This window comes from Streptomyces sp. NPDC048331 (assembly GCF_043201215.1).
Classification (GTDB): Bacteria; Actinomycetota; Actinomycetes; order Streptomycetales; family Streptomycetaceae; genus Streptomyces.
In genome coordinates, this window is the sequence record NZ_JBICYT010000003.1 from 389285 (window position 1) to 411149 (window position 21865).

General features: G+C 72.4%; 9 protein-coding genes. 1 reads left to right on the forward strand and 8 read right to left on the reverse strand.

Features of this window, described 5'->3' with window-relative positions; translation table 11 throughout:
- Positions 1–18: 18 nt before the first annotated feature.
- The 8 genes from ACGFYY_RS07730 to ACGFYY_RS07765 form a co-directional block, all read right to left on the reverse strand.
- Positions 19–1719, reverse strand: a complete 1701-nt coding sequence (locus ACGFYY_RS07730) for an ABC transporter ATP-binding protein (protein WP_393707584.1) — start codon at positions 1717–1719, stop codon at positions 19–21.
- A complete protein-coding gene (locus tag ACGFYY_RS07735; RefSeq protein WP_393707585.1) occupies positions 1706–12697 on the reverse strand; it encodes an amino acid adenylation domain-containing protein in 10992 nt (3663 codons plus the stop codon). Before ACGFYY_RS07735 ends, ACGFYY_RS07730 begins: the two co-directional genes overlap by 14 nt.
- A gap of 57 nt (positions 12698–12754) precedes the next feature.
- Positions 12755–14548, reverse strand: a complete 1794-nt coding sequence (locus tag ACGFYY_RS07740) for an ABC transporter ATP-binding protein (protein WP_393707586.1) — start codon at positions 14546–14548, stop codon at positions 12755–12757.
- Positions 14545–15606: an iron-siderophore ABC transporter substrate-binding protein gene (locus ACGFYY_RS07745; protein ID WP_393707587.1), complete on the reverse strand. Its 1062-nt coding sequence runs from the start codon at positions 15604–15606 to the stop codon at positions 14545–14547. The genes ACGFYY_RS07740 and ACGFYY_RS07745 overlap by 4 nt, the downstream gene beginning before the upstream one ends.
- A gap of 113 nt (positions 15607–15719) precedes the next feature.
- The gene (locus ACGFYY_RS07750; protein ID WP_393707588.1) at positions 15720–16586 is read right to left on the reverse strand and encodes an ABC transporter ATP-binding protein; all 867 of its coding nucleotides are present in this window, start codon (positions 16584–16586) and stop codon (positions 15720–15722) included.
- A gap of 34 nt (positions 16587–16620) precedes the next feature.
- Complete coding sequence (locus ACGFYY_RS07755; RefSeq protein WP_393707589.1) at positions 16621–17682, reverse strand: FecCD family ABC transporter permease; 1062 nt, start codon at positions 17680–17682, stop codon at positions 16621–16623.
- Positions 17679–18737, reverse strand: a complete 1059-nt coding sequence (locus tag ACGFYY_RS07760; protein ID WP_393707590.1) for a FecCD family ABC transporter permease — start codon at positions 18735–18737, stop codon at positions 17679–17681. The genes ACGFYY_RS07755 and ACGFYY_RS07760 overlap by 4 nt, the downstream gene beginning before the upstream one ends.
- 303 nt (positions 18738–19040) lie before the next feature.
- Entirely contained in the window at positions 19041–19316 is a 276-nt protein-coding gene (locus ACGFYY_RS07765; RefSeq protein WP_365270131.1) for an isoamylase early set domain-containing protein, read from the reverse strand.
- Positions 19317–19626: 310 nt separating this feature from the next.
- Between ACGFYY_RS07765 and ACGFYY_RS07770 the strand changes: the two genes are divergently transcribed.
- Positions 19627–21858, forward strand: a complete 2232-nt coding sequence (locus ACGFYY_RS07770; protein ID WP_393707591.1) for an MMPL family transporter — start codon at positions 19627–19629, stop codon at positions 21856–21858.
- Positions 21859–21865: the final 7 nt, after the last annotated feature.

Sequence of the window (21865 nt, forward strand, 5' to 3'; positions counted from 1 at the left end):
GGCCGGCGGGTCAACAGGTCAACGGGCCACCGCCAGGCAGTACTCCGCGTCCCCGGCGAGGAGGTTGCGGTGGGTGTCCTCCGCCGTGATGACCCCGTCGTCCAGGACGAGCACCCGGTCGGCCGCGTCCAGGAGGGCCGGGCTGCTGGTGATCACGACGGTGGTGCGGCCGCGGCGCAGCTTCGCGATGTTGCGGGCGATGAGCTGCTCGGTGACGGCGTCGACGGCCGTGGTCGGATCGTGCAGGACGAGGATGTCGGAGTCGGCGGCCAGCGCGCGGGCCAGGGAGAGCCGTTGGCGCTGCCCGCCGGAGAGGTTGGCGCCGCGGTCGCGGACGCCGTGGTCGAGTCCTTCGCGGTGCAGGGCGACGACGTCGGTCAGCATGGACGCCTCGACGGCCTCGGCGACCGTGCGGCTGGTGCCCGAGGGGTCGATGTTGGTGCGGAGGGTGCCCGCGAAGATCTCCCCGTCGTACGGGTTCACCAGCATGTGCTCGCGGACCGCCTCGATCGACAGCGCGGCGAGCTCCTCCCCGCCGACGCGTACGGCTCCCTCGTACGCGTGCGGCGGGACCTGTACGGCCAGGATCGCGGCAAGGTCGGCGGCCGCACGCGGCCGGTAGACGGCGATCGCCACGAACTCGCCCGCCGGGACCTGGAACTTCAGGTCGCGCAGGGCGCCGTACCGGACGCAGTCGATCTCCAGGTTCCCGCCGGGGGCCGGGCGCTCCGGGCCGTGGGTCGCGACGGGGGGCGCGACCAGTACCAGTGCCATCCGCTCGGCGGACGCGCGGGCCATCATCACGTACTTGGGCATGTCCGAGAACAGCTTCAGCGGTTCCATGATGAATTGGGCGAGCCCCACGGCCATGACGAGTTCCCCGACGGTGATGTCGCCGTTGAAGGCCAACCAGCCGGCCGTCAGGGTCACGCCGACGGCGAGCACCGCGTTGAGGGCCGTCGCGGTGCCGGCGTAGGCGCCGTTCACGCCGGCCACGGTGATCGCCTGGTGCTTGGCCTCCGTGCTGACCTTGCGGTAGGAGCGGAAGGCGGCGTGGTTGCCGCCGAAGCCGTGCAGCGGGCGCAGGCCGGTGATCAGGTCGGCGACCTTCGCGCCCGCCCGGGCCACGCGGGCCTGCTGTTCGCGGGTGCTGGAGCCGATCCGCCTGGACATCACGCTGAGGATGGACAGGATCAGGGCGGTGCCCACGATCACCAGCAGTCCGAGCCGGAGGTCGGCCAGCCCGAGCGCGACCGCCGCGACCAGCACCGCGACGAGTGAGCTGATCAGCAGCGGCACCACCTCGATGATGTCGGCCGTCTGGTCGGCGTCCTCGGTGGCGATGGTCAGCACCTCGCCGGACTTGAGGCCCGCGTCCCTCGCGACGGGCTCCAGGCCGCAGTCCGCGACCCGCACGCGCCAGCGGTGCGCCTCGGTCGTGTTGGCCTTCTGCAGGATGCGCATGCCGAACCGCCACGACAGCGACACGGTCGTGATGATCACGGCCAGTGCGCCGATCGACAGGGCGAGCGCACCGGGGCCGCGGTCCTGCATGGTGTGCTCGACGATCAGGCCGAGCGCGATGGGGAAGGCGGTCTCACCGGCCTGGTACAGGCCCATGAGGATGGTGCCCCAGGTCATGGCGCCGATGTTGCGGCGCAGGGCCGTCCGGAGGATGTCGGACCCCGGTCGGGGCCGCTGCGTGTCAGGAGTTTTCATCGAGGTGGCGGGCAATCATCTCGGGGGTTCGCAGGGTGAACAGATCACGGACCGTGATCACAGGACCGTACTCCCGGCGGAGGAGGCCGATCAGCCGCACCGCCAGCATGGAGTGTCCTCCCAGGGACACGAAATCGCTCAACGCGCTCACCTCGTCGTCGTCCAGGTCGAGTGCTTCGGCGAAGAACTCGCAGACCACGGTCTCGGTCTCGGTCTCCGGTCCGCGCTCCGCCGCCGTGGTCAGCGTGCCGAGCGGCCTGGCCTCCGGCAAGGCCTTGGTGTCCGCCTTTCCGTTCACCGTCAGCGGGATGCGGTCGACCTGGGCGTAGTGCGTCGGACGGAGGAAGTCCGGCAGCGCCGCGCCCACCTCGGCGGCGACCGCCGCCAGGTCCGGGCCGCCGGGGCCGCCGAGGACGACGTAGGCGGCCAGCCGGTAGGCGCCGTCGACCTGCGGGTCGGGCTGGGCGACCGCGGCGACGAAGCGGACCGCCGGGTGTGCGGCGAACGCGGCCTCGACCTCGCCGAGTTCGACGCGGTGGCCGCGGATCTTGACCTGCTGGTCGGTGCGGCCCAGGTAGGCGATGTTCCCGTCGGGTCGTCGGGCCACCAGGTCCCCGGTGCGGTACATGCGGTCGCCGGGTGCGCCGAACGGGCAGGCGACGAACCGGTCCGCGGTCTGGGCGGGCTGCCCGAGGTAGCCGCGCGCGATCCCGATGCCCGCCACGTACAGCTCGCCCTGGACTCCGTCCGGCAGCGGCCGCAGCCACGGGTCCAGGACGAACACGTCCGTGTTGTCGATGGCCACGCCGACCACCGGGTCCTGGCATTCGAAGGTGCCGACGCCCAGGGTGTTGATGGTGTACTCGGTGGGTCCGTACAGGTTGTAGCCGGCCGTGCCCTCGGTCTCGGCGAGCCGCTGCCACAGGGTCGGGGTGACGGCCTCGCCGCCCAGCAGCACCAGCGCCGGCCGCCGCTCGGGGTGGTCGAGCAGGCCCTCGGCCACCAGTTGCTGCGCGTAGGTCGGGGTCACGTTGATGACGTCGATCCCGTGCTCCAGGCAGTACTCGACCAGGCGCGGGGCGTCGCGGCGCAGTTCCTCGTCGCAGATGTGCACCTCGTGGCCGTCGGCGAGCCAGAGCAGTTCCTCCCACGACATGTCGAAGGCGAAGGACACGGTGTGGGCGATGCGGAACACGCGGTGGTCGTGCTCGGCCAGCACCGGCTCGAAGATCCGGCGCTGGTGGTTGATCAGCATGTTGGTGAGCCCCGCGTATTCGGTGACCACACCCTTCGGCCGGCCGGTGGAGCCGGAGGTGTAGATCGTGTACGCGGGGTGGCGCAGGCGGTCCGGGTCGTCGGGTGCGAAGGTCACGAACGGTTCCGCATCGGGCAGGGGCCGGTCCAGTTCGATGAGGTCGCCGGTCAGCCGGGGGGCCACGGCGCTCACGGTGAGGGTCACGTCCGGGCGGGCGTCCGCGACGATGGCGGCGATCCGTTCGTCCGGATGGTCGAGCTCCAACGGCACGTAGGCGGCGCCCACGCGTAGTACGGCGAACAGCGCCACGATCGAGTCGAGGGAGCGCGGGACGGCGAGGGCCACCGTCGTCCCGGGTCCGATGCCGCGTGCGGCGAGTACTCCCGCGAGGTCCCGGCTGCGGTCGCGGAGCAGGCCGAAGGTCATGCTCGCGCCGTGGGCGACGAGCGCGACCCGCGACGGATCGCGGTCGGCCGCCCGGTCGAACCGGTCGACGACGGTGTCCGTGCCGACCTCCGTGCGGGCGGCGGGCACCGGCTCGGGTCCCGCGCCCGGCAGCGCGCCCACCGGCCCGGTGGAGCGGGCCAGGTCCGCGAGCACCCGCAGGTAGTCGTCGAGGAGCGCGCGGGCGGCCGCGGTGTCGTGGTCGCGGTACTCCAGCTTGATCGTGAGCCGGTCGCCGGGGGTGACGACCCAGGTGAACGGGTAGTGCGTGGAGTCGTCGGCCCGTACCGCGGTGATGCCGTGCCGGGCGTTCATCTCGGCGAAGGCGTCCATGTCCAGGAAGTTCTGGAGCACGAACAGGTTGTCGAACAGGGTGTCGTGGCCGCCTGCCCGCTGGATCTCGCCGAGCCCGAGGTGCTCGTGCTCCATCGCCTCGACCCGGGCCGCCTGTACGGCCGTCAGGTAGTCCCGGACGGTGTCGTCCGGCCGGGCCCGCGTCCACATGGGCACGGTGTTGAGCAGCACGCCGACGACCTCGGAGAGGTTCTCGCCCTCGCGGCCGGAGACGGTCACGCCGAACACCGCGTCGGAGCGGCCCGTGCGGGCGCCGAGCAGGAGGCCGAACGCGCCGGTCAGTACCGAGTTGAGGGTGACGCCGTGCGTGCGGGCGAGGTCCCGCAGCAGCTGCGACTCCTCGGCGGTGAGGGCGTGCACGAGGGTCCGGGGCAGGTCGTCGACCAGGGCCGGCGCGGGTCCGGCGAGCAGCGTCGGTCCGGGCAGGCCGGTCAGGTGCTGGGCCCAGAAGCGTTCCGAGACGGCCGGGTCCTTGGCGTCGAGCGCCCGAGCGTAGTCCTCGAAGCCTGGTGTCGCCGGGACCGCGGGCGTCAACTCGCCCGCGACGGCGGCCTCGTAGGCGTCGAACAGGTCGCGCAGGACGATCTCGCGGGACCAGCCGTCCCACAGCAGCAGGTGGTAGCTCAACAGGAGGCCGTCGCGGTCGCCCGGCAGCCGCACCACGGTCAGGCGGATCAGGGGCGGCTCGCCGGGTTCGAAGCCGGTGTCGCGGTCGCGGGCGAGCAGGGCCTCGATCTCGGCGTCCGTCGCCAGGTCGAGCGTACGGACGCCGACCCGCCGGCCCGCGCCCAGGACCTGGACGGCCGTGCCGTCGTCGTCGGTGGTGAAGCCGGCGCCCACGACCGGGTGCCGGGCGATCACCCAGGCCATGGCCTCGGCCAGCGCCTCGGTGTCCAGGCGCCGGTCGAAGGTGAACCAGCTCTGCGCGACGTAGTGTCCGGCCGGACCGGCCAGCTGCGCCTGGAAGAACAGGCCGCGCTGGAGCGGGGTGACCGGCGCGGTGCGCTCGGCGGTCGTGGCGGCGACCGCGATGTGTTCCAGGGCGGCACGCCAGTGCTCGGTGAGCGAGTCGGGTACGCCCTCGGCGAGGGTGAAGACCGCGTGCAGGCTTCCGGTGGCCGCGTCCGTCCAGGCGTTGACCTCGACGGCGTACGGGCTGCCCTCGTCCACGCCGGTGAGGTGCGGGGCCTGTGATGCGCCGCCCCGGCCGAGGTAGTTGAACAGCACCTGCGGGCGGGCGGTCAGCAGCGGGGCCGTCTGCGGGTTGAGGTACCGCAGGCCGCCGTACGCGACGTGCGCGCGCTCGTCCGGCTGGCGGGCGGCGACCTCGTGGGCCGCGGCGACGGGGTCGGTGTGCGCCGTGAGCCGGACCGGAGCGATGGCGGTGAACCAGCCGACGGTACGGGTGTAGTCGTGGTGCGGCGACGCCGGGACGCGGCCGTGTCGCTCCAGCTCGATCGCGAGATCGGTGGGCGAGGGCTGGACGTGGGTCAGCGCGGTGCGCAGCGCACCGCACAGCAGCTCGGTGAGGCCGAGGCCGAGTGCGGCGGGCGCGGTCCGTGTCACGTGGTCGCTGACCTCGGGTGCGAGGACGACCGTGGTCTCGCGCGGCCGCTCGGCCACGGGCAGCAGCGGGGGCGCCTGGAGGGTGGTGATCCACTGCCCGAGGTCGTCGCTCTCGTGGGCGGACCGGTCGGCCAGGGCCCGCGCGTACGCGGCGTAGGAGGTGGTGGGTGGGGCGAGCGGGGTCCCGCGCAGAGCGGCGGCGAGGTCGTCCAGCAGGATCAGCCAGGAGACGGCGTCGACGGCGAGGTGGTGCACGGTGACCACGAGGGTCCGGGACTCCTCCAGCCAGGTGAAGGCGATGACCTCCCCGGACTCGGGGTCGAGCCGTCCGGCCGCCTCGTTCGCCGCGGCCGTCGCGTCGGGCGCGGCGCCGGGTACGACGGTGACCGGGCGGGCGGGTTCGGTGCGCAGGGCCCACACACCGTGTTCGGTACGCAGACGCAGGCGCAGGGCCGGGTGGGCGGCGACGACGGCGTTCGCGGCGCGCTCCACGTCGGCGAGGCCGGTGCCCTCGGGCGCGGCCAGGGTGCGGGCCTGGGCGAACCGGGCGAGGGATCCGCCGAGTTCGCGTCGGCGCAGGATGATCGGGGTCGGTGTCAGCGGGCCGTCCTCGACGGGTGCGGCCGGGGCGGGCGCGGCGGCCGGCGGGGTGCTCGTCGCCAGGTGCTCGGCGAGCGCGCGCGGGGTCCTGAGCAGGAACACGTCCCGGGGGGCGACGGCGAGGCCCAGTGCCCTGGCCCGGTTGACGACGGTGATGGCGAGGATGCTGTCGCCGCCGGCCCGGAAGAAGTCGCTGTCGGCGTCGACGGCGGTGCCGGGCAGGGTCTCGGTGAAGATGTCGACCAGTGCGGTGAGCGCGGCGCCGGACGCGGCCGCGGCCACGGCGTGCGCTACGGGGTGCGCCGCGGCGTGCGACGTGGCCCGTGCGGTCAGGGCCGCGCGGTCCAGTTTGCCGTTGACGGTCAGCGGCAGGGCGTCGACGGGCAGGACCAGGCCGGGCACCATGTGGACGGGGAGCTTCGGGGCCAGCAGTGCGGCGAGGGTGGTGACGTCGAGGGGGACCCGGCTCACGACGTGCGCGACCAGGTGGTCCGCGCTGTCGGCGACGGTGACGGCCACGTCGACCACACCGTCGAGTTCCCGGATCGCGGACTCCACCTCGCCGAGCTCGATGCGGAAGCCCTTGAGCTGCACCTGGTCGTCCGCGCGGCCGGTGAACTCCAGTTCGCCGTCGAGCGTACGCCGGGCGAGGTCGCCCGTGTGGTACATCCGTGAGCCGTCGCCCGCGAACGGGTCCGCGACGAACCGTCCCGCGGTGAGGGAGGGCCGGCCCAGGTAGCCGAGGGAGAGCTGGTCGCCGGCGACGTAGATGGCGCCCACCCGGCCCGGCGGGACGGGGCGAAGCCGGTCGTCGAGCAGGTAGGTGACGAGGCCGGGGATCGGGCCCCCGATGGGGCTGGCGTCGTCGCCGGCGCGGAAGTCCTCGTCGGTCAGGACCCGGTGGGTGACGTGCACGGTGGTCTCGGTGATGCCGTACATGTTGACCAGCTCGGGCGAGGCCGTCCCGTGCCGCTCGACCCAGCCGCGCAGCCGTCCGAGGTCCAGGGCCTCGCCCCCGAAGATGATCCGGCGCAGGGCGGTGGCGGGCTCGTCGGCGTGCCGATCGGCCTCGATGAACCGGTAGAAGGCCGACGGGGTCTGGTTGAGGACGGTCACCCGGCGCTCGCGCACCAGGCGGTGGAAGTCCACGGGTGAGCGGGTGAGTCCGTAGTCCGGCACGAGCAGTTCGGCGCCGTGGGCCAGCGCGCCCCACAGTTCCCACACCGCGAAGTCGAAGGAGTACGAGTGGAACTGGACCCACACGTCGTGCGGGCCGAAGTCCATGTCGGGCCGGGTGTTCGCGAGCAGGGTCACCACGGCGGCGTGCGGGACGACGACGCCCTTGGGCCGGCCGGTCGACCCGGACGTGTAGATGACGTACGCCGGATCGTGCGGGTCGGGCACGGGCACGTCGGCGGGATCAGGGGTGACCCGGGCGTTCCGGGCGTCGTCCGGCGGTGGCTGCTCCCCCTGTACGAGGACCCTGGCGGGTACGCCCGCCCGCGCCAGCAGCCGCGTGAAGCGGTCCCGGTGCTCCCGGTCCACGAGGACCACCTGCGGGGTCGCGTCGGCGAGGACGTACTCCAGCCGTGCGTCCGGGTAGGCGAGGTCCAGCGGTACGTAGGCACCGCCCGCGGTGACCACGGCGACGAGGGCGACGACCTGTTCGAGGGAGCGCGGGACGGCTACGGCGACCCGTTCGCCCGGTCGGACGCCGGCGGCGCGCAGGACCGCGGCCAGCTCGTCCTTCGCGTCGGCCAGTTCGCCGTAGGTCAGTGACCGGGTGCCGCCGTCGAGGGCGCACTGGGTCACGGCGGTGGCGGCGGGATCGCGGTGCGCGGCGGCGTCGAACAGCCCGCCCAGCGTCGTCGGGGTGATGCGTGCGGGGGCCCGGGTGCCGGTGGCCGCCAGGTCGTCGACGAGGTCGTCGGGCCGGGTGAGCAGGCCGGTGAGGGTGCGGGTGAAGGTCCGCAGGATCGTCCGGGCGGTCGACTCCCGCACCAGCGCGCCGTCGTGGATCAGGTTGAAGCGTGGCCGGCCGTCGAGGGAGCGCTCCACCACGAGGGTCAACGGGTAGTGCGGCGCGCCCTCGTTCACGATGTCGCCGATGACGAGGGTGTCCTCGGGCCCGCGCAGGGCGGCGACGTCGGTCGCCACGTCGAAGACCACCAGGGTGTCGAAGAGCGGGCCGGCGCCGCGCAGGCGACTGATGCGGGCGAGCGAGACGTGCTGGTGCGCCAGCACCGCGCTCTGGTGGTCCCGTACCGAGGCGAGCAGGTCACGTGCCGTGGTGGTGGCGTCCCACCGCGCGCGTACGGGGATCGTGTTGATGAACAGACCCACCATGTCCTCGATGCCGGGCACGTCCGCGTCGCGCCCGGACACCGTGGAGCCGAAGACGACGTCCTTGTCCTGCAGGAGCCCGCCGAGCGTCGCCGCCCAGGCGCTGTGCACGGCCACGCTGAGCGGGACGCCGGCGGACCGGGCGGCCTCGTCGATGTCGCCCTCGGGCGAGGTGACGGTGTCGGCGAAGCGGTCGGACGGAGTGTGGCCCTCGGCGACCAGCGAGGGGCCGGGCAGTCCGGCGAGCTGTTCGCTCCACACCCGGTCGCTCTCGTTCTCGTCGCGTTCGACGAGCCGGCGTACGTAGTCGCCGAAGCCGCCGATCACGTGCACGGAACCGGGCGCGTGGTACTCGGTCAGCAGCGCGCGGAGCATCGGCGGCACCGACCAGCCGTCGGCGATGATGTGGTGCACGGTCTGCACCAGGACGCCGCGGCCGGCGCCGGTGCGGATCAGTGTGTACCGCATCAGCGGGCCGCTCGCCAGGTCGAACCCGGCGCGCCGGTCGCGCTCGGCGAGCTCGCGGATCTCCTCGTCGGTGCTGCCGGGGCGGTCCAGGGTGGTGAACGGGGCCTGGGCCTCGGCCTCCAGTACGGAGACCACGCGGCCGTCGGCGAGGGCCGTGAACCGGGCGGCGAGGTTGGGGAAGAGCGTGAGCAGGCGGGTGGCGGCCGCCGCCAGCCGGTCGGCGTCCACCTCCCCCTCCAGGGTCAGCAGTTGCTGCTCGACGTAGCTGCCGGTGGAGTCGTCGTCGAAGACCGAGTGGAAGTAGAGGCCCTCCTGGAGCGGGGTCAGCGGCAGGATGTCCCGCAGCGTGGGCCCGTCCAGCTCGTCGACGTCGGCCTGGGTGAGCGCGGGTACGGCGAAGTCGACGGGCGAGTGGCCGCCGAGGCCGAGGGCGGCCAGGTCGAGGGTGGCCAGTGCGGCGAGCCCTGCCAGGGCCTCTCGGAAGTACCGGCCGATCGTCTCGATGTCCTGGTCGGTGAAGAGCCCGTCGGGCCAGGAGAGGGTGGTGACCAGTGCGTACGCACCGCCGGCCGACGCGGGTTCGGCGATCGCGTTGAACTCCAGGGCGCGCGGCAGCCGCATCCCGGGGTCGCGCTTCTCACCCAACTGCCCTGTGGTGTGGGCGAGTTCCCAGTCGTTGGCGGATCCGGCATCGAACCGGCCCAGGTAGTTGAACAGCACCTGGGGCGCGGGCGTGTCGAAGGCGGCGCCGGCCAGGTAGCGCAGGGCGCCGTAGGACAGGCCGTTGCTCGGTACCCGGGCGAGGTCCTCCTTGACCGCCTTGAGCGCGGTGATCAGGTACGTGGGCGCGGTGAGGTCGGTGGCCGCGCCGGGGTCGACGGTCACCGGGAAGAGGGTGGTGAACCAGCCGACGGTCCGGGAGAGTTCCGGCTCGAAGCCGGCGGAGTCCGCCACATGGCGTCCTTCGCGGCCGTGGCCCTCCAGTTCGATGTGGGCGAACGTCTGGTCCTGGCCGAGGCCGCGGCGCCACCGGGCGAGGGTGACGGCGAGGGCGGTCAGCAGCACGTCGTTGACCCCGGCGTGGAACCTCGCGGGCACCTCGCCCAGCAGCGCGGCCGTGATCTCGGGGTCGACCGAAAGGGTCGTCATGCGTTCCCGGGCGACGGTGTCGGTGGGGGCCGGCGCGCGCCGGCCCAGCGGGGCGTCCTGCCCCGGCAGGGCGCGCCGGAAGTAGGCGAGGTCGCCGTCGAACCCCGCGCGTTCCAGCAACTGTGTCCAGCGCCGGAACGACGTGCCGACCGGGGGCAGGTCGATCGGCGCGCCCGAGACGTGCCACCGCCACGCGGTGGCGAGGTCCTCCATCAAGATCCGCCAGGACACGCCGTCGATCACCACGTGGTGGGCGACGAGGACCAGTTGGCGCGCGGCACGGCGCCAGACGGCGCGCAGCATCACGCCGTTCTCCGGGTCCAGCCCGTCGGTGGCGAGCGCGACGCACGCGTCGAGCGGTCGGTCGCTCTCCTGCCATCCCGCCGCCGCGCGGTCGGCCTCCGGGATCTCGAAGCTCCAGCGTTCGCCGCGGATCAGCTTGGCGCGCAGCATGTCGTGCCGGGCGACCACGGCGGTGAGGACGGCGTCGAGCGCTTCGGCGGTCAGGTTCGCCGGGGTGTTCAGCACCACCGACTGCACGAAGCCGTCGATGGCGTCCGTGGTCTCGCCGAGCCACTGCACGACGGGCGAGCCCACGACCGTACCGGTGGCGACGTCGCCGTGGTCCACGGCGGCGGCCTCGCGGTCCGCGACGGCCGCCAGCGCGCCCACGACGCTGTGGGTGAAGATCTGGCGGGCGGTGACGTGGAGGCCCGCTTCGCGCAGGGCGCCGAGCAGGGAGATCGCCAGGATGCTGTCGCCGCCGAGCTGGAAGAAGTCCTGGTCGACGCCGACCGCTTCGCGCCGCAGCACCGTCGCGACCGCCGCGCACACCAGGCGCTCGTTCTCGGTGACCGGCGGGGCGAGGGCGCCGGCGCCGGTGGCGGGCTCCGGCAGGGCGCCCCGGTCGAGCTTGCCGTTCGCGGTGAGCGGGAACTCCTTCATCACGACGATGTGGGCGGGCACCATGTACTCCACCATGTGGCCGGTGGCCCATTCCTTGACCTCGTCGGCGCGCAGGTCCTCGTTCCCGGTGGCGGGGATGACGTAGCCGACGAGGTAGGTGCCGCCGGCCGTGTTCTTCTTCGCGACGACGCAGGTGTGGCGTACCGCGGGGTGCTCGGCGAGGCCGACCTCGACGTCCTCGATCTCCAGCCGCATGCCGCGGATCTTGATCTGGTTGTCGGCGCGGCCGAGGAAGTCCAGGGATCCGTCGGGGGCGAAGCGGGCGAGGTCGCCGGTGCGGTACAGCCGGGATCCGTCGGTGGCGAAGGGGTTGGCGACGAACCGGGAGGCCGTCAGGCCGGGGGCGCCCACGTATCCGCGCCCCAGCAGGAAGCCGCCCACGTACAGCTCGCCGCCGACCCCGATCGGGACCGGGCGCAGCTCGTCGTCCAGCACGTACAGCTGGGTGTTGGGGTTGGGCTTGCCGATCGAGGTCGACAGGCGTTCCGCGGCGCCCCGGTAGATCACGTGCGAGACGCCGATCGTCGTCTCGGCCGGGCCGTAGCCGTGGTACATGGGTATGTCGAGCCGGGTGCGGAAGCGCTCGTACAGCTCCGGGGTCAGCACCTCGCCGCCGCACCACACGTGGCGCAGGCTGTCGAGCCGTCCGGAGTCGCCGGCGATCTCCAGCAGTACGTCCAGCATGGACGACACGAGGTAGGTGAAGGTGACGCGCTGCTCGGCGATCACGCTCAGCAGGTGGTGCGGGTCGCGCTCGCCGCCGGGCCGCAGGACCACCAGCCGGCCGCCGCACACCAGCGGCAGGAAGATCTCGTTGATGGAGATGTCGAAGGACAACGGCGCCTTGAACAGCGAGGCGTCGTCGCGGCCGAATCCCAGGATCTCGTCGACCTGCCACAGCAGGCGCTCGCTGATGGCCTCGTGGCGGATCATCGCGCCCTTGGGCCGGCCGGTCGAGCCGGATGTGAAGATCACATAGGCGAGGGCGTCGCCGGGGGCGGTGACCCCGGTCCCGGTGCCGGGGTAGGTGCCGAACCGCCAGTCGCCGAGGTCGACCGGGACGGCTTCCGGTTCGTCCGGGGCGTGTTCGCCCGAGTCGTTGAGCTGGAGGACGACGCCTGCGTCGGCGATGACGACGGAGCGGCGGGCGGCGGGCCACCGCGGGTCGAGCGGGACGAACGCGGCGCCCGCCTGGAGCACGCCGAGCAGGCCGATCACCATGGCGGCGGAGCGGTCCAGGGAGATGGCGACGACCTGTTCGGCCGTGATGCCGCGTTCGATCAGGTGGTGGGCCAGCTGGGCGGAGAGCTCGGCCGCCTGGCGGTAGGTCAGGGAGCGGTGTTCGTCGACGACGGCGACGGCGTCCGGTCGTAGGCGTGCCTGCTCGCGGAACATCTCGACGACGGTCGGGCGGATCCGGTCCGCCCCGGTGTCGTTCCACCGGGCCAGGGTCGCGAGTCGCTCCGCGACACCGGACGGGCCGATGGTGGACAGGGCCCGGTCCGGGAAGTCGGCCAGGTCGTCCAGGGCGAGCTGCGCGTCGGCCCGTACGACACCTTCCGGGAGGATGATGCTGCGGCCGTCCGGGCCGTGCGGGCCGACCTCCCAGCCGGTCGTTCCCGCGCCGCCGTTGTCCGCCCAGCCGAGGACGTCGGCGAACAGGGTGCTCGGGCTGAGTTCCAGGCCTTCGGGACTGCGGCCCGTCGCCCAGTAGGCCAGTCCGATGGCGCATGCCCGGGCGATGGTCGTGTCACCGTAGTCGCCGGCCCGCCGGCGCACATCGGCCAGGCGGGTGGGAGAAAGCAGCACGAGACGAGCGGTCGATTCCGTCATCGGAGGCTCAACGCCCTTTCCAGATCGATATGTTGACCCAACCGAAACAAGGGCTGCCTAGCTGCCTTCGCGCCAGGCCCGCCACAGTCGTGCGTAGCGGCCGCCCAGGGCCACCAGTTCCTCGTGCGTCCCCTGTTCGACGACGCGACCCGCGTCCAGTACGGCGATCCGGTCGGCCGCCATCGCCTGGGTGAGTCGGTGTGCCACGAACAGCGTGGTCCGGCCCGCGCACGCGGCGAGCACGGCCCGTTCGAGCTCGGCCGCGCCCTCGCTGCCCGCCTCCGCCGTGGATTCGTCGAGCACGACCACGGGGGTGCGGCCCAGCACCAGTCGGGCCAGGGCGACGTGGGCGACCTTGGTGACGTCGAGGCGTTCACCGCCTTCGCCGACGAGCGTGTCCAGCCCGTCGGGCAGCGCGTCGACCCAGTTGTCGGCGCCGACCGTGCGCAGGGCGTCCAGCAGTTGGGCTTCGGTCGCCTCCGGCGCGGCCAGGCGCAGGTCCTCGGCGAGCGGACCGGAGAAGACGTGCGTCTCCTGGGTCAGGATGCTGACCAGGGCGCGCGCCCCGGCCTCGTCGAGGCCGGCGAGGTCGGTGGACCCTATGCGCACCGATCCGCTCTGCGGGGTGCCGATGCCCGCGATCAGCGCGGCCAGGGTGGACTTGCCCGCCCCCGTCGCCCCGACCAGGGCGAGCGAGGTGCCGGCCGGGATGCTGAGGTCGACGTCGCGGACGACCGGTTCCTCGGAGTCGGGGTAGCGGTACGTCAGCCCCGACACCTCGACCGCCACGGGCCGCGGAGCGTCCGCCGTGCCCGCCACGGTGAGGGCGCCCACCAGCCGGTCCTCCGCCTCCTCCTCCAGCACGCCGACCAGGCGGGTCAGGCTCGCTCCCGACTTCTGCGCCTCGTCGAAGGTGAACATGATGGAGCCGAGGGGCGTGAAGAGGCGGTGGAAGAGCAGCGGGGCCGCCGATACCTCGCCGAGGGTGGCGGCGTCGGCCTCCAGCAGGGCGTACCCGACCACGATGATCAGGGTGAGCCCGATGAACTCGGCGCGGTTCTCCCGGCCGACGAACCGGCCGAAGAGCCGGAACACCTCGATGCCGAGGTCGCGTACCCGCCAGGACTCCTGGGTGACCTTCTCGCGGACGGCCCCTTCGAGGCGGTAGGCCCGGACCGTGTCGATCCCGTTCAGTCCGCTGATCAGGGCCTGGGCTCGGTCGGCCTGGGCCGCCCGCTGCTTCTGGTAGAGCGGGGCGGATCGGGGCAGGTACCAGCGCAGGGCCAGGCCGTACGCGGGCAGCGCGCAGGCCCCGGCCAGTCCGAGCCGCCAGTCCAGGCCGAACATGCCGAGCGTGGCGATGACGACCAGCACGCCCGCCGAGAAGACGGTGGGGACGGCCGTCCGGATGCCCTTGGAGAGCACGGCCACGTCGTCGCCGACCCGGGAGAGGACGTCTCCCCGGCCGACCTGCTCGATCCGGGCGCTCGGCATCCCGAGCACCGCTCGGACCGCGCCTTCGCGCAGCCGGGCGAGCAGGTCCGCGCCGAGCCGCCCGATGAGGTAGGTCGACAGGGCGGTGGCCGCCGCGCCGAGCAGCGCGGCGGCCACCATCACCACCCCGGTGGTGACCAGGATCGAGCGCGGTCCGCCCGCGACCACCCCGTCGACGACCCGGCCGAGCAGGAGGAGCGGGAGTACTTGGAGGGCTGCCCCCGCCACCGTGGTGAACACGGTGGCGAAGGTCAGCCACGGCACCTCGCGGCAGTGCGCCACGACCCAGCGGGTGGCCTCGCGTCCACTCGTCGTGCGCAGGGTCGACGGGGCGACGCGCGTGGCGGTGATGCTCACACCTGACCGACCGACTTGACGAGTTCGTCGATCGCGTACGGCAGGGAGAGCAGGGTGCCCTGGGACATGGCCGCGCCGACGGCCGGGCCCTCGCTGTCGAGGAGGTAGGAGACCTTGCCGTTCTTGACCGCGTTCAGGTTGGTGAACAGCTGGAACTTCTTGAGGGCTTCCTGGTCCGCCTTGTCGGCGATGACGAAGATGCGGTCGACGTCGACGAGGTCCATGCGCTCCGGGGAGAGCGTGGTGTAGAACTTTCCGTCGGCGATCTTGTCGATCTCGGTCTGACCCTTGTAGCCGATGCCCGTCACCAGTCGGCCGCGCACGTCGGTGGTGGTGAACGGGGCCACCGAATCCTTGTACCAGGACAGCGGGACGGCGGTCTGGTTCGCGAACTCGGGGTGCGCCTTCTTGGCCGTGTCGAGCTTGTCCTGGATGCCCTTCACCAGTTCGGTGCCCTTGGCCTCCTGGCCGAGGGCCTTGCCGATGTGGACGGCGTTGTCCTGCCAGGGGGCGCTGAACGGCTCCTTCTCCGCCTTGGTGCGGCCCACGGTGGGGGCGATCTTGGAGAGCTTCTCGTAGCCGGCCTGGTCGATCTCGGAGTACACCGCGATGATCAGGTCCGGCCGGAGGGCCGCGATCTTCTCGTAGTTCGGGCCTGCGTCACCGTTGTTCATGATGACCTCGGGACGGGTGTCGCCCCACTTCTCCTTCACCCACGGCCACTGGGTGTTGATGTCGGGGGAGGTGCCCGGCGGGTTCGGGTACTGGTCGACCATGCCGACCGGCTTGATGCCGAACGCCAGGATGGCCTGGTCGTCGGTGTAGCCGACCGAGACGACCCGCTTGGGTGCCTTCTTCACCTCGGTCGACCCGAAGGCGTGCTCCACGGTGACCGGGAAGGCGCCCCCGGCGGTCGGGGCACCGTCGCTCTTCTTGTCAGCCTGGTCCGCCGAATCGGAACCGCATCCGGCCAGGAGGCCGACACCGAGGGTCGCGACGGAGACTCCGGCCGCCAACCGCTGCCAGGGCTTCATACGTGTCGATCGATGGAAAAGCATCCGAAATCCCTTGCTTTCGTGCCGTCCATTGCAGTTCCGCCCGAGGGCAGCCAAACCCTACCGCGCCTAAGTGAGGCTAGCCTAGCCTTACTTGCGCCGTAACTTTGTTTGATCTAGGGGGTGTGCACGTGCGCGCGTCCGATGGGCACGATGAGCGGCCGATCCCCGACCGGATCGTCGATCACCTTGGCGCGCAGCCCGAACGCCTCGTACAACAGCTCGGCGGTGATCACGTCACGGGGGTGACCCTGCGCGAGGATCGAACCGGCCTTCATCACGATGAGGTTGTCGCTGTAGCGCGTGGCCAGATTGAGGTCGTGCAGCACCAGGACCACGGTGCATCCCGACTCGTGGAGGTCGTCCACGAGGTCGAGCACGTCGATCGCGTGCGCCAGGTCGAGATACGTGGTCGGCTCGTCCAGCAGGAGCAGGTCGGTGCCCTGAGCCAGCGTCATCGAGATCCAGACCCGCTGCCGTTGTCCGCCGGACAGCGCGTCGACCGGGCGGTCGGCCAGGTCGGAGACCCCCGTCATCGCCAGGGCCCGCGCCACGACCTCCGCGTCGTCGGAGGACCACTGCCGCAGCCAGCTCTGGTGCGGATGGCGTCCCCTGGCGACGAGGTCGGACACCGTGAGCCCCTCCGGCGCCACCGGAGCCTGCGGCAGCAGGCCGAGCTTCTTGGCCACGTCCCGGGTCCTGAGCCGGCCGATGTCCTCTCCGTCGAGCACGACCGATCCGCTGGTCGGTTTGAGCAGCCGGGAGAGGGTCCGCAACAGGGTGGACTTCCCACAGCCGTTGGATCCGATGATCGTGGTGATCACCCGGGGCGGGATCGACACGTGGAGATCGTCGATGACGACGCGGCCGCCGTAGCCGACCGTGACCCCTCGGGCCGCCAGCCGTACGGCCTCGGCCTCGGCCTCGTCGGACTCGATTCCGGCGATCTGCGATGCGGCCACAACTCCCCCTGGGGTAGGCATGTCTGAAGAGCCCGAAGAGGTATCGAGCCCTCGGCTAGCGCAGGTTGGCCCGCACCAGCAGATGGATGAGGAAGGGGCCGCCGATCACGGCGGTCACCACCCCCACCGGGAGGGTGATCGGCAGTGCCGTACGGGCCACCAGGTCCGCGCCGATCAGCAGCAGGGCCCCGACCATCCCCGAGGCAGCCATCGGCGGTGTCGGGCACTTCGCCAGCCGCATCGCCACCTGGGGCGCCACCAGCGCGACGAACGGCACCGGGCCGGCCGCACTCACGGCCACGCCGGCCAGCAGCACCGCGCACAGCAGCAGCACCGCACGGACCCTCGTGTACCGGACGCCGAGCCCCGCGGCCACGTCGTCGCCGAGGTGCAGCGGCTTGAACTGGAAGGCGACCACCGTCACGACGGCCATCAGGGCCAGGGTGCACCACAGCGCCACGCCCACGTCGTCCCACGACCGGTTGTCGAGCGAGCCGACCAGCCAGGCCTGGGCCCGGGCGACGTCCCGGATGTCGGCCGTGACCAACAGCCAGGTCGTGATCGCCTCCATCACGGCGCTCACCGAGATGCCGATGAGGATGAGCCGGAAGCCGTCGATCCCTCGACGCCAGGCCAGGAAGTAGACGAGGAGACCCGTGCCGAGCCCGCCGGCGAGCGCCGCCCCGGACAGACCCACGGAGTTGACGACCGCGGCGGCGGTCCCGCCCGACACCGTCACCAGGAAGACCGCGACCGCGCCCGCGCCCCCGGTGATCCCCAGGATGTCCGGACTGGCCAGCGGATTGCGCGCGATCGACTGGGTGATCGCCCCCGAGACCCCCAGCGCGACGCCCACCACGAGACCGGCGAGGGCCCGCGGCATCCGCAGGTCCATGATCACGAACCGGTCGACCTGCTCGCCCCCGCCCGCGATCGTGGCGATCACGCGGGACAGGTCGATGGGGAAGTCCCCGACGCCGATGGACACGCAGAACACGAGGAAGGTCGCCGCCGCCAGCAGCAGCGTGACGCACACGACCCAGGGCCGCCAGACGAACGAGACGGGGCCGAGCCGCACGCCCGGCGTCACCGATGCCTTCACCTCGGTCCCGGTCATGCGCTCTTGAACTTTCCGCGCCACACCAGGGCCGCGAAGAACGGAGCCCCGAGGAGGGCCACGACGACCCCCGCGTCCAGTTCCCCCGGCCGCACCAGCAACCGCCCCGCGATGTCGCAGACCAGCAGGACGATGGCGCCGAGCAGGCCCGCGTACGGCACCAGCCAGCGGTAGTCGGGCCCGGTCAGGTACCGGGCCAGGTGGGCCACCATCAGGCCGAGGAAGGCGATGGGGCCGCACGCCGCCGTGGCCGCTCCCGCGAGCAGGGTGATGGCGGCGATACCGATGGTCCGGCTCAGTACGACGTTCACCCCCAGCCCCCGCGCGACGTCGTCGCCGAGGTTGAGCAGGTTGAGCGCGGGCAGCGTGATCAGCGCGAGCACCAGCCCGACGGCGATGAACGCGATCACCGGCCCGATGATGTCGAACCCGACACCGGCCACGGAGCCCGCGTTCCAGAACCGCAGGGCGTTCAACGAGGCCTTGTCGGACAGGGCGACCGCGGTGGTCATCGCGGCGAGGAACACCGTGACCCCTTGTCCGGCCAGGGCGAGGGTCAGCGGGTTGCCGGCCCCCCGGCCGATGCTCGCCAGTCCGAAGACGACGACACCGGCGACCGCGGCGCCCAGGAAGGCGAACCAGACGTACTGGAACGGGTCGGCCCACCCGAACAGGGCGATCACCAGCACCACGGCGAACGAGGCGCCGGAGTTCACGCCCAGCAGGCCCGTGTCGGCGATCGGATTGCGCGTGTACCCCTGGATCAGCGCGCCACCGACCCCCAGGGCCACCCCCGCCACGAGCGCGAGCACGGTGCGCGGCACCCGTACGGTCCGCACGATGAGCCGTATCTCGGTGAGCCGCTGATCGGGGTCCGGCGCGGCCGATAACCCGCGCCACACCTCGGCGGGGGTCAGCGCCCGCGCGCCGACGGCCAACGACACCACCATGACGGCCAGGAGGACCAGCACCAGGGTGACCGACCCCACGACCCGCCGCCGACGGGCCTCCGTCACGCCCCGGGGCACGGGGCGTTCCACTGCGATCGTGCCCATGTCGCTCTACGTCATCCCTTCGATCCACCGGGGTGGCACGGCCGGTGGCGTCCGCCACCGCCCGCTCGGGTCGGCACGCCGACGCAGCCGCGACCGAAACTTAGGCAAAGCTAAGCTGATTCCATGGCGCGCTGTCGATAGACAAAACGGTCAGGCAGGGGTGACGGACAACCAACTCGCCCCTAAATATGCACTGTTGATCGATTAAGTAAGCCTAACCTTACTTCGTCTGATCGACGGCGTGCAAACGCGCCCCGGCCCATGGCCGGGGCGCGCTGCGGGGTCCGCGAGGAGCCCGGCCCGTCAGGTGTGCAGACGGCTGTTGGGGCCGTCCTGGTCGCCGGCGCTCTCGTCGTTGAACCAGTAGTCCCCGGCCGCCAGGTACCGGAAGGAATGGATGCTCTTGCTGGGCAGCTCGACCGTCACGGCGCGCTTGCCGTCCTTCCGGCGGGCCAGGGTGTGGACCCCGGGCTGCCAGTCGTTGAAGTCGCCCACCACACTGACCGGTCCCGGCGGGGTGTCGACGGGCAGGATGAAGGTGACCTCGGTGCGGTCCTTGCGCAGTTTGCGCTCCAGCATGGTGAGCTCCTGACAACGGCAGTGGGGGTGGTACGCCGCCCATAGTCGGCGGCGGACGCAGCGGACGCACCCCGGCGCCGCCACTCCCACCACGGACCCACCACATCGAGTGACTCGCGGGCACGCGATGTCACCCTGCGTGTCGACGCCCCCGGGAGCCCGCCCGTCCCGTCCTGTCAAGGTACGAATGGCCGGGACTACGGCCTCGTCCCGCCCCCGGGCACGGTGGATATCGACCTTCCTGCGCCAGAGCAGGATCGATTCGCCGCCCCTACCGGAGGCATCCATGTTCCGCCGCGCAGGGGCCTTCGTGACCCGTCACCCCCGTATCGTCCTCGTCGGCGCGCTCGCCTTCCTCGTCCTCTCCGTCCTGTTCGGCATGGATGCGGCCGGTCGGCTGAAGACGCAGGGATACGACGATCCGCGGTCCGAGTCCAGCCGCGCCGCACAGCTGGCGGGCGAGCACCTGGGCGCCTCCCCCAACCTGGTCCTCGTCGCGCGGAGCGGCAGCGGTTCCGTGGACGACCCGGCCGCCCGCGGCGCGGGCGAGGAGCTGACCGGAAGGCTCTCCGCGCAGCCGCACGTGAGCGCCGTGAGCTCGTACTGGCCCGACCGTGCCGCGGAGCTGCGCGGCCGCGACGGCGACGCGGCGATGCTGGTCGCGCACGTGGACGGCGAGGGCGAGGACCTCGCGGCGCGGGCCGAACGGCTGCGCGCGGAGCTGGCCGTCCCGGCCGACGCCGGAAAGGCCCTGACGGTGCACGTCGGGGGCAGCGCCCTCGTCGACGCCGAACTGCAGGACATCTCCGAGTCCGACCTGAAGCGGGCCGAGTCCGTCGTCCTGCCCGGCACCCTGATCCTGCTGGTCCTGGTGTTCGGCAGCGTGGTCGCCGCAGCCCTGCCCCTGCTGATCGGGGTCCTCGCCATCGCCGGGACCCTCCTCGTCCTGAGCGTCCTCGGCAGTGTCACCGACGTCTCCGTGTTCGCGCTGAACCTCACCACGGCCCTCGGCCTGGGTCTCGGCATCGACTACGGGCTACTGGTCGTCTCCCGGTTCCGCGAGGAGCTGGCCGCCGGGTTCCTCCCGCGGACCGCCGCCGTCCGGACCGTGCGCACCGCCGGTCACACCATCGCCTTCAGCGCCGCGACCGTCTCCGCCGCGCTCGCCACCCTGCTGGTCTTCCCACCGTACTTCCTGCGCTCCTTCGCCTACGCGGGCATCGCCGTGGTGGCGATCGCGGCGGTGAGCGCCGTGACCGTGCTGCCCGCCCTGCTCGCCCTGCTCGGGAAGCGGGTGAACGCCTGGGCCGTGCCGTGGCGCCGCAAGGTCCGCTCCGGCTCCCGGTCCGGGTTCTGGGAGGGGCTGGCGCGGATCGTCGTACGCCGCCCGCTGATCGCGGCGCTGCCGGTGATCGGACTGCTGACGCTGCTCGCCGCACCCTTCGCGCACGCCGACTTCGCCACCCCCGACGACCGGGCACTGCCGGTGGGCGCGGCCGCCCGGCAGACCGGTGACCTGGTGCGCGACCACTTCGACATGAAGGGCGCGAGCGCCCTGACGGTCGTCACCACGGGCAGCGTCCCCCCGGGGGAGCGGGCGGACTACGCCCGCCGCCTGTCCGCTTTCCCGCAGGTCGCCCAGGTCGTGGGGCCCGACGGCGGCTTCCGGTACGGCGAGCCCAGCACCGCGGCGACCGCCGGCTCGGCCGGAGCGGGCGTCCGGCCCGCCGTCGACGGCCCGGCACGACTCACCGTGGTGCCGCTGGTCGACCCCCAGTCGCACGCCGCCCAGCGGCTCGTCCACGACATCCGCGCGCTCCCGGCCCCGGCGGGGACCGAGGTCCTCGTCGGGGGACCGAGCGCGGTCCTGGTCGACGCCAAGGCCACCGTGGGCGACCGGATCCCGCTGGCGCTCGCGCTGATCTCCGTCACCACGTTCGTGTTGCTGCTGGGCTTCACGCGCAGCCTGCTGCTCCCGCTCAAGGCCATCGTGCTGAACGCGCTGAGCCTCGCGGCCGTCCTCGGCGCCATGGTGTGGGTGTTCCAGTCGGGTCATCTGCACCAGCTGCTCGGCTTCACGCCGGGACCCCTCAGTACGACCATGCCGGTCCTGCTGTTCTGCATCGTCTTCGGGCTGTCGGTGGACTACGAGGTGTTCGTCCTCGCCCGCATCAAGGAGGCGCACGACGCCGGGGAGGACAACGCCCGCTCGATCGTCACGGGCATGGCCCGCACGGGCGGCATCGTCACCACCGCCGGCGCCCTGCTCGCCTTCACCCTCCTGAGTTTCGGCACCTCGCAGGTGTCCCTCCTGCAGTTCTTCGGGATCGGCGCGGGCCTCGGCGTCCTCCTCGACGCCACCCTCGTCCGAGGTGTCCTCGTACCCGCGCTGATGCGCCTGGCGGGCGGCCTGAACTGGTGGGCGCCGCGTCTCCTCCGGCCCAAGGAGCCGCTGCCCGCGTCCCGGCCGCCCCCGGCTCCCGTCCGCAGGTGCCCCGCGGCCCGGCCCGCTCCGCGTACCCCGGCCCGCGCGCGCCACTGACCACCGC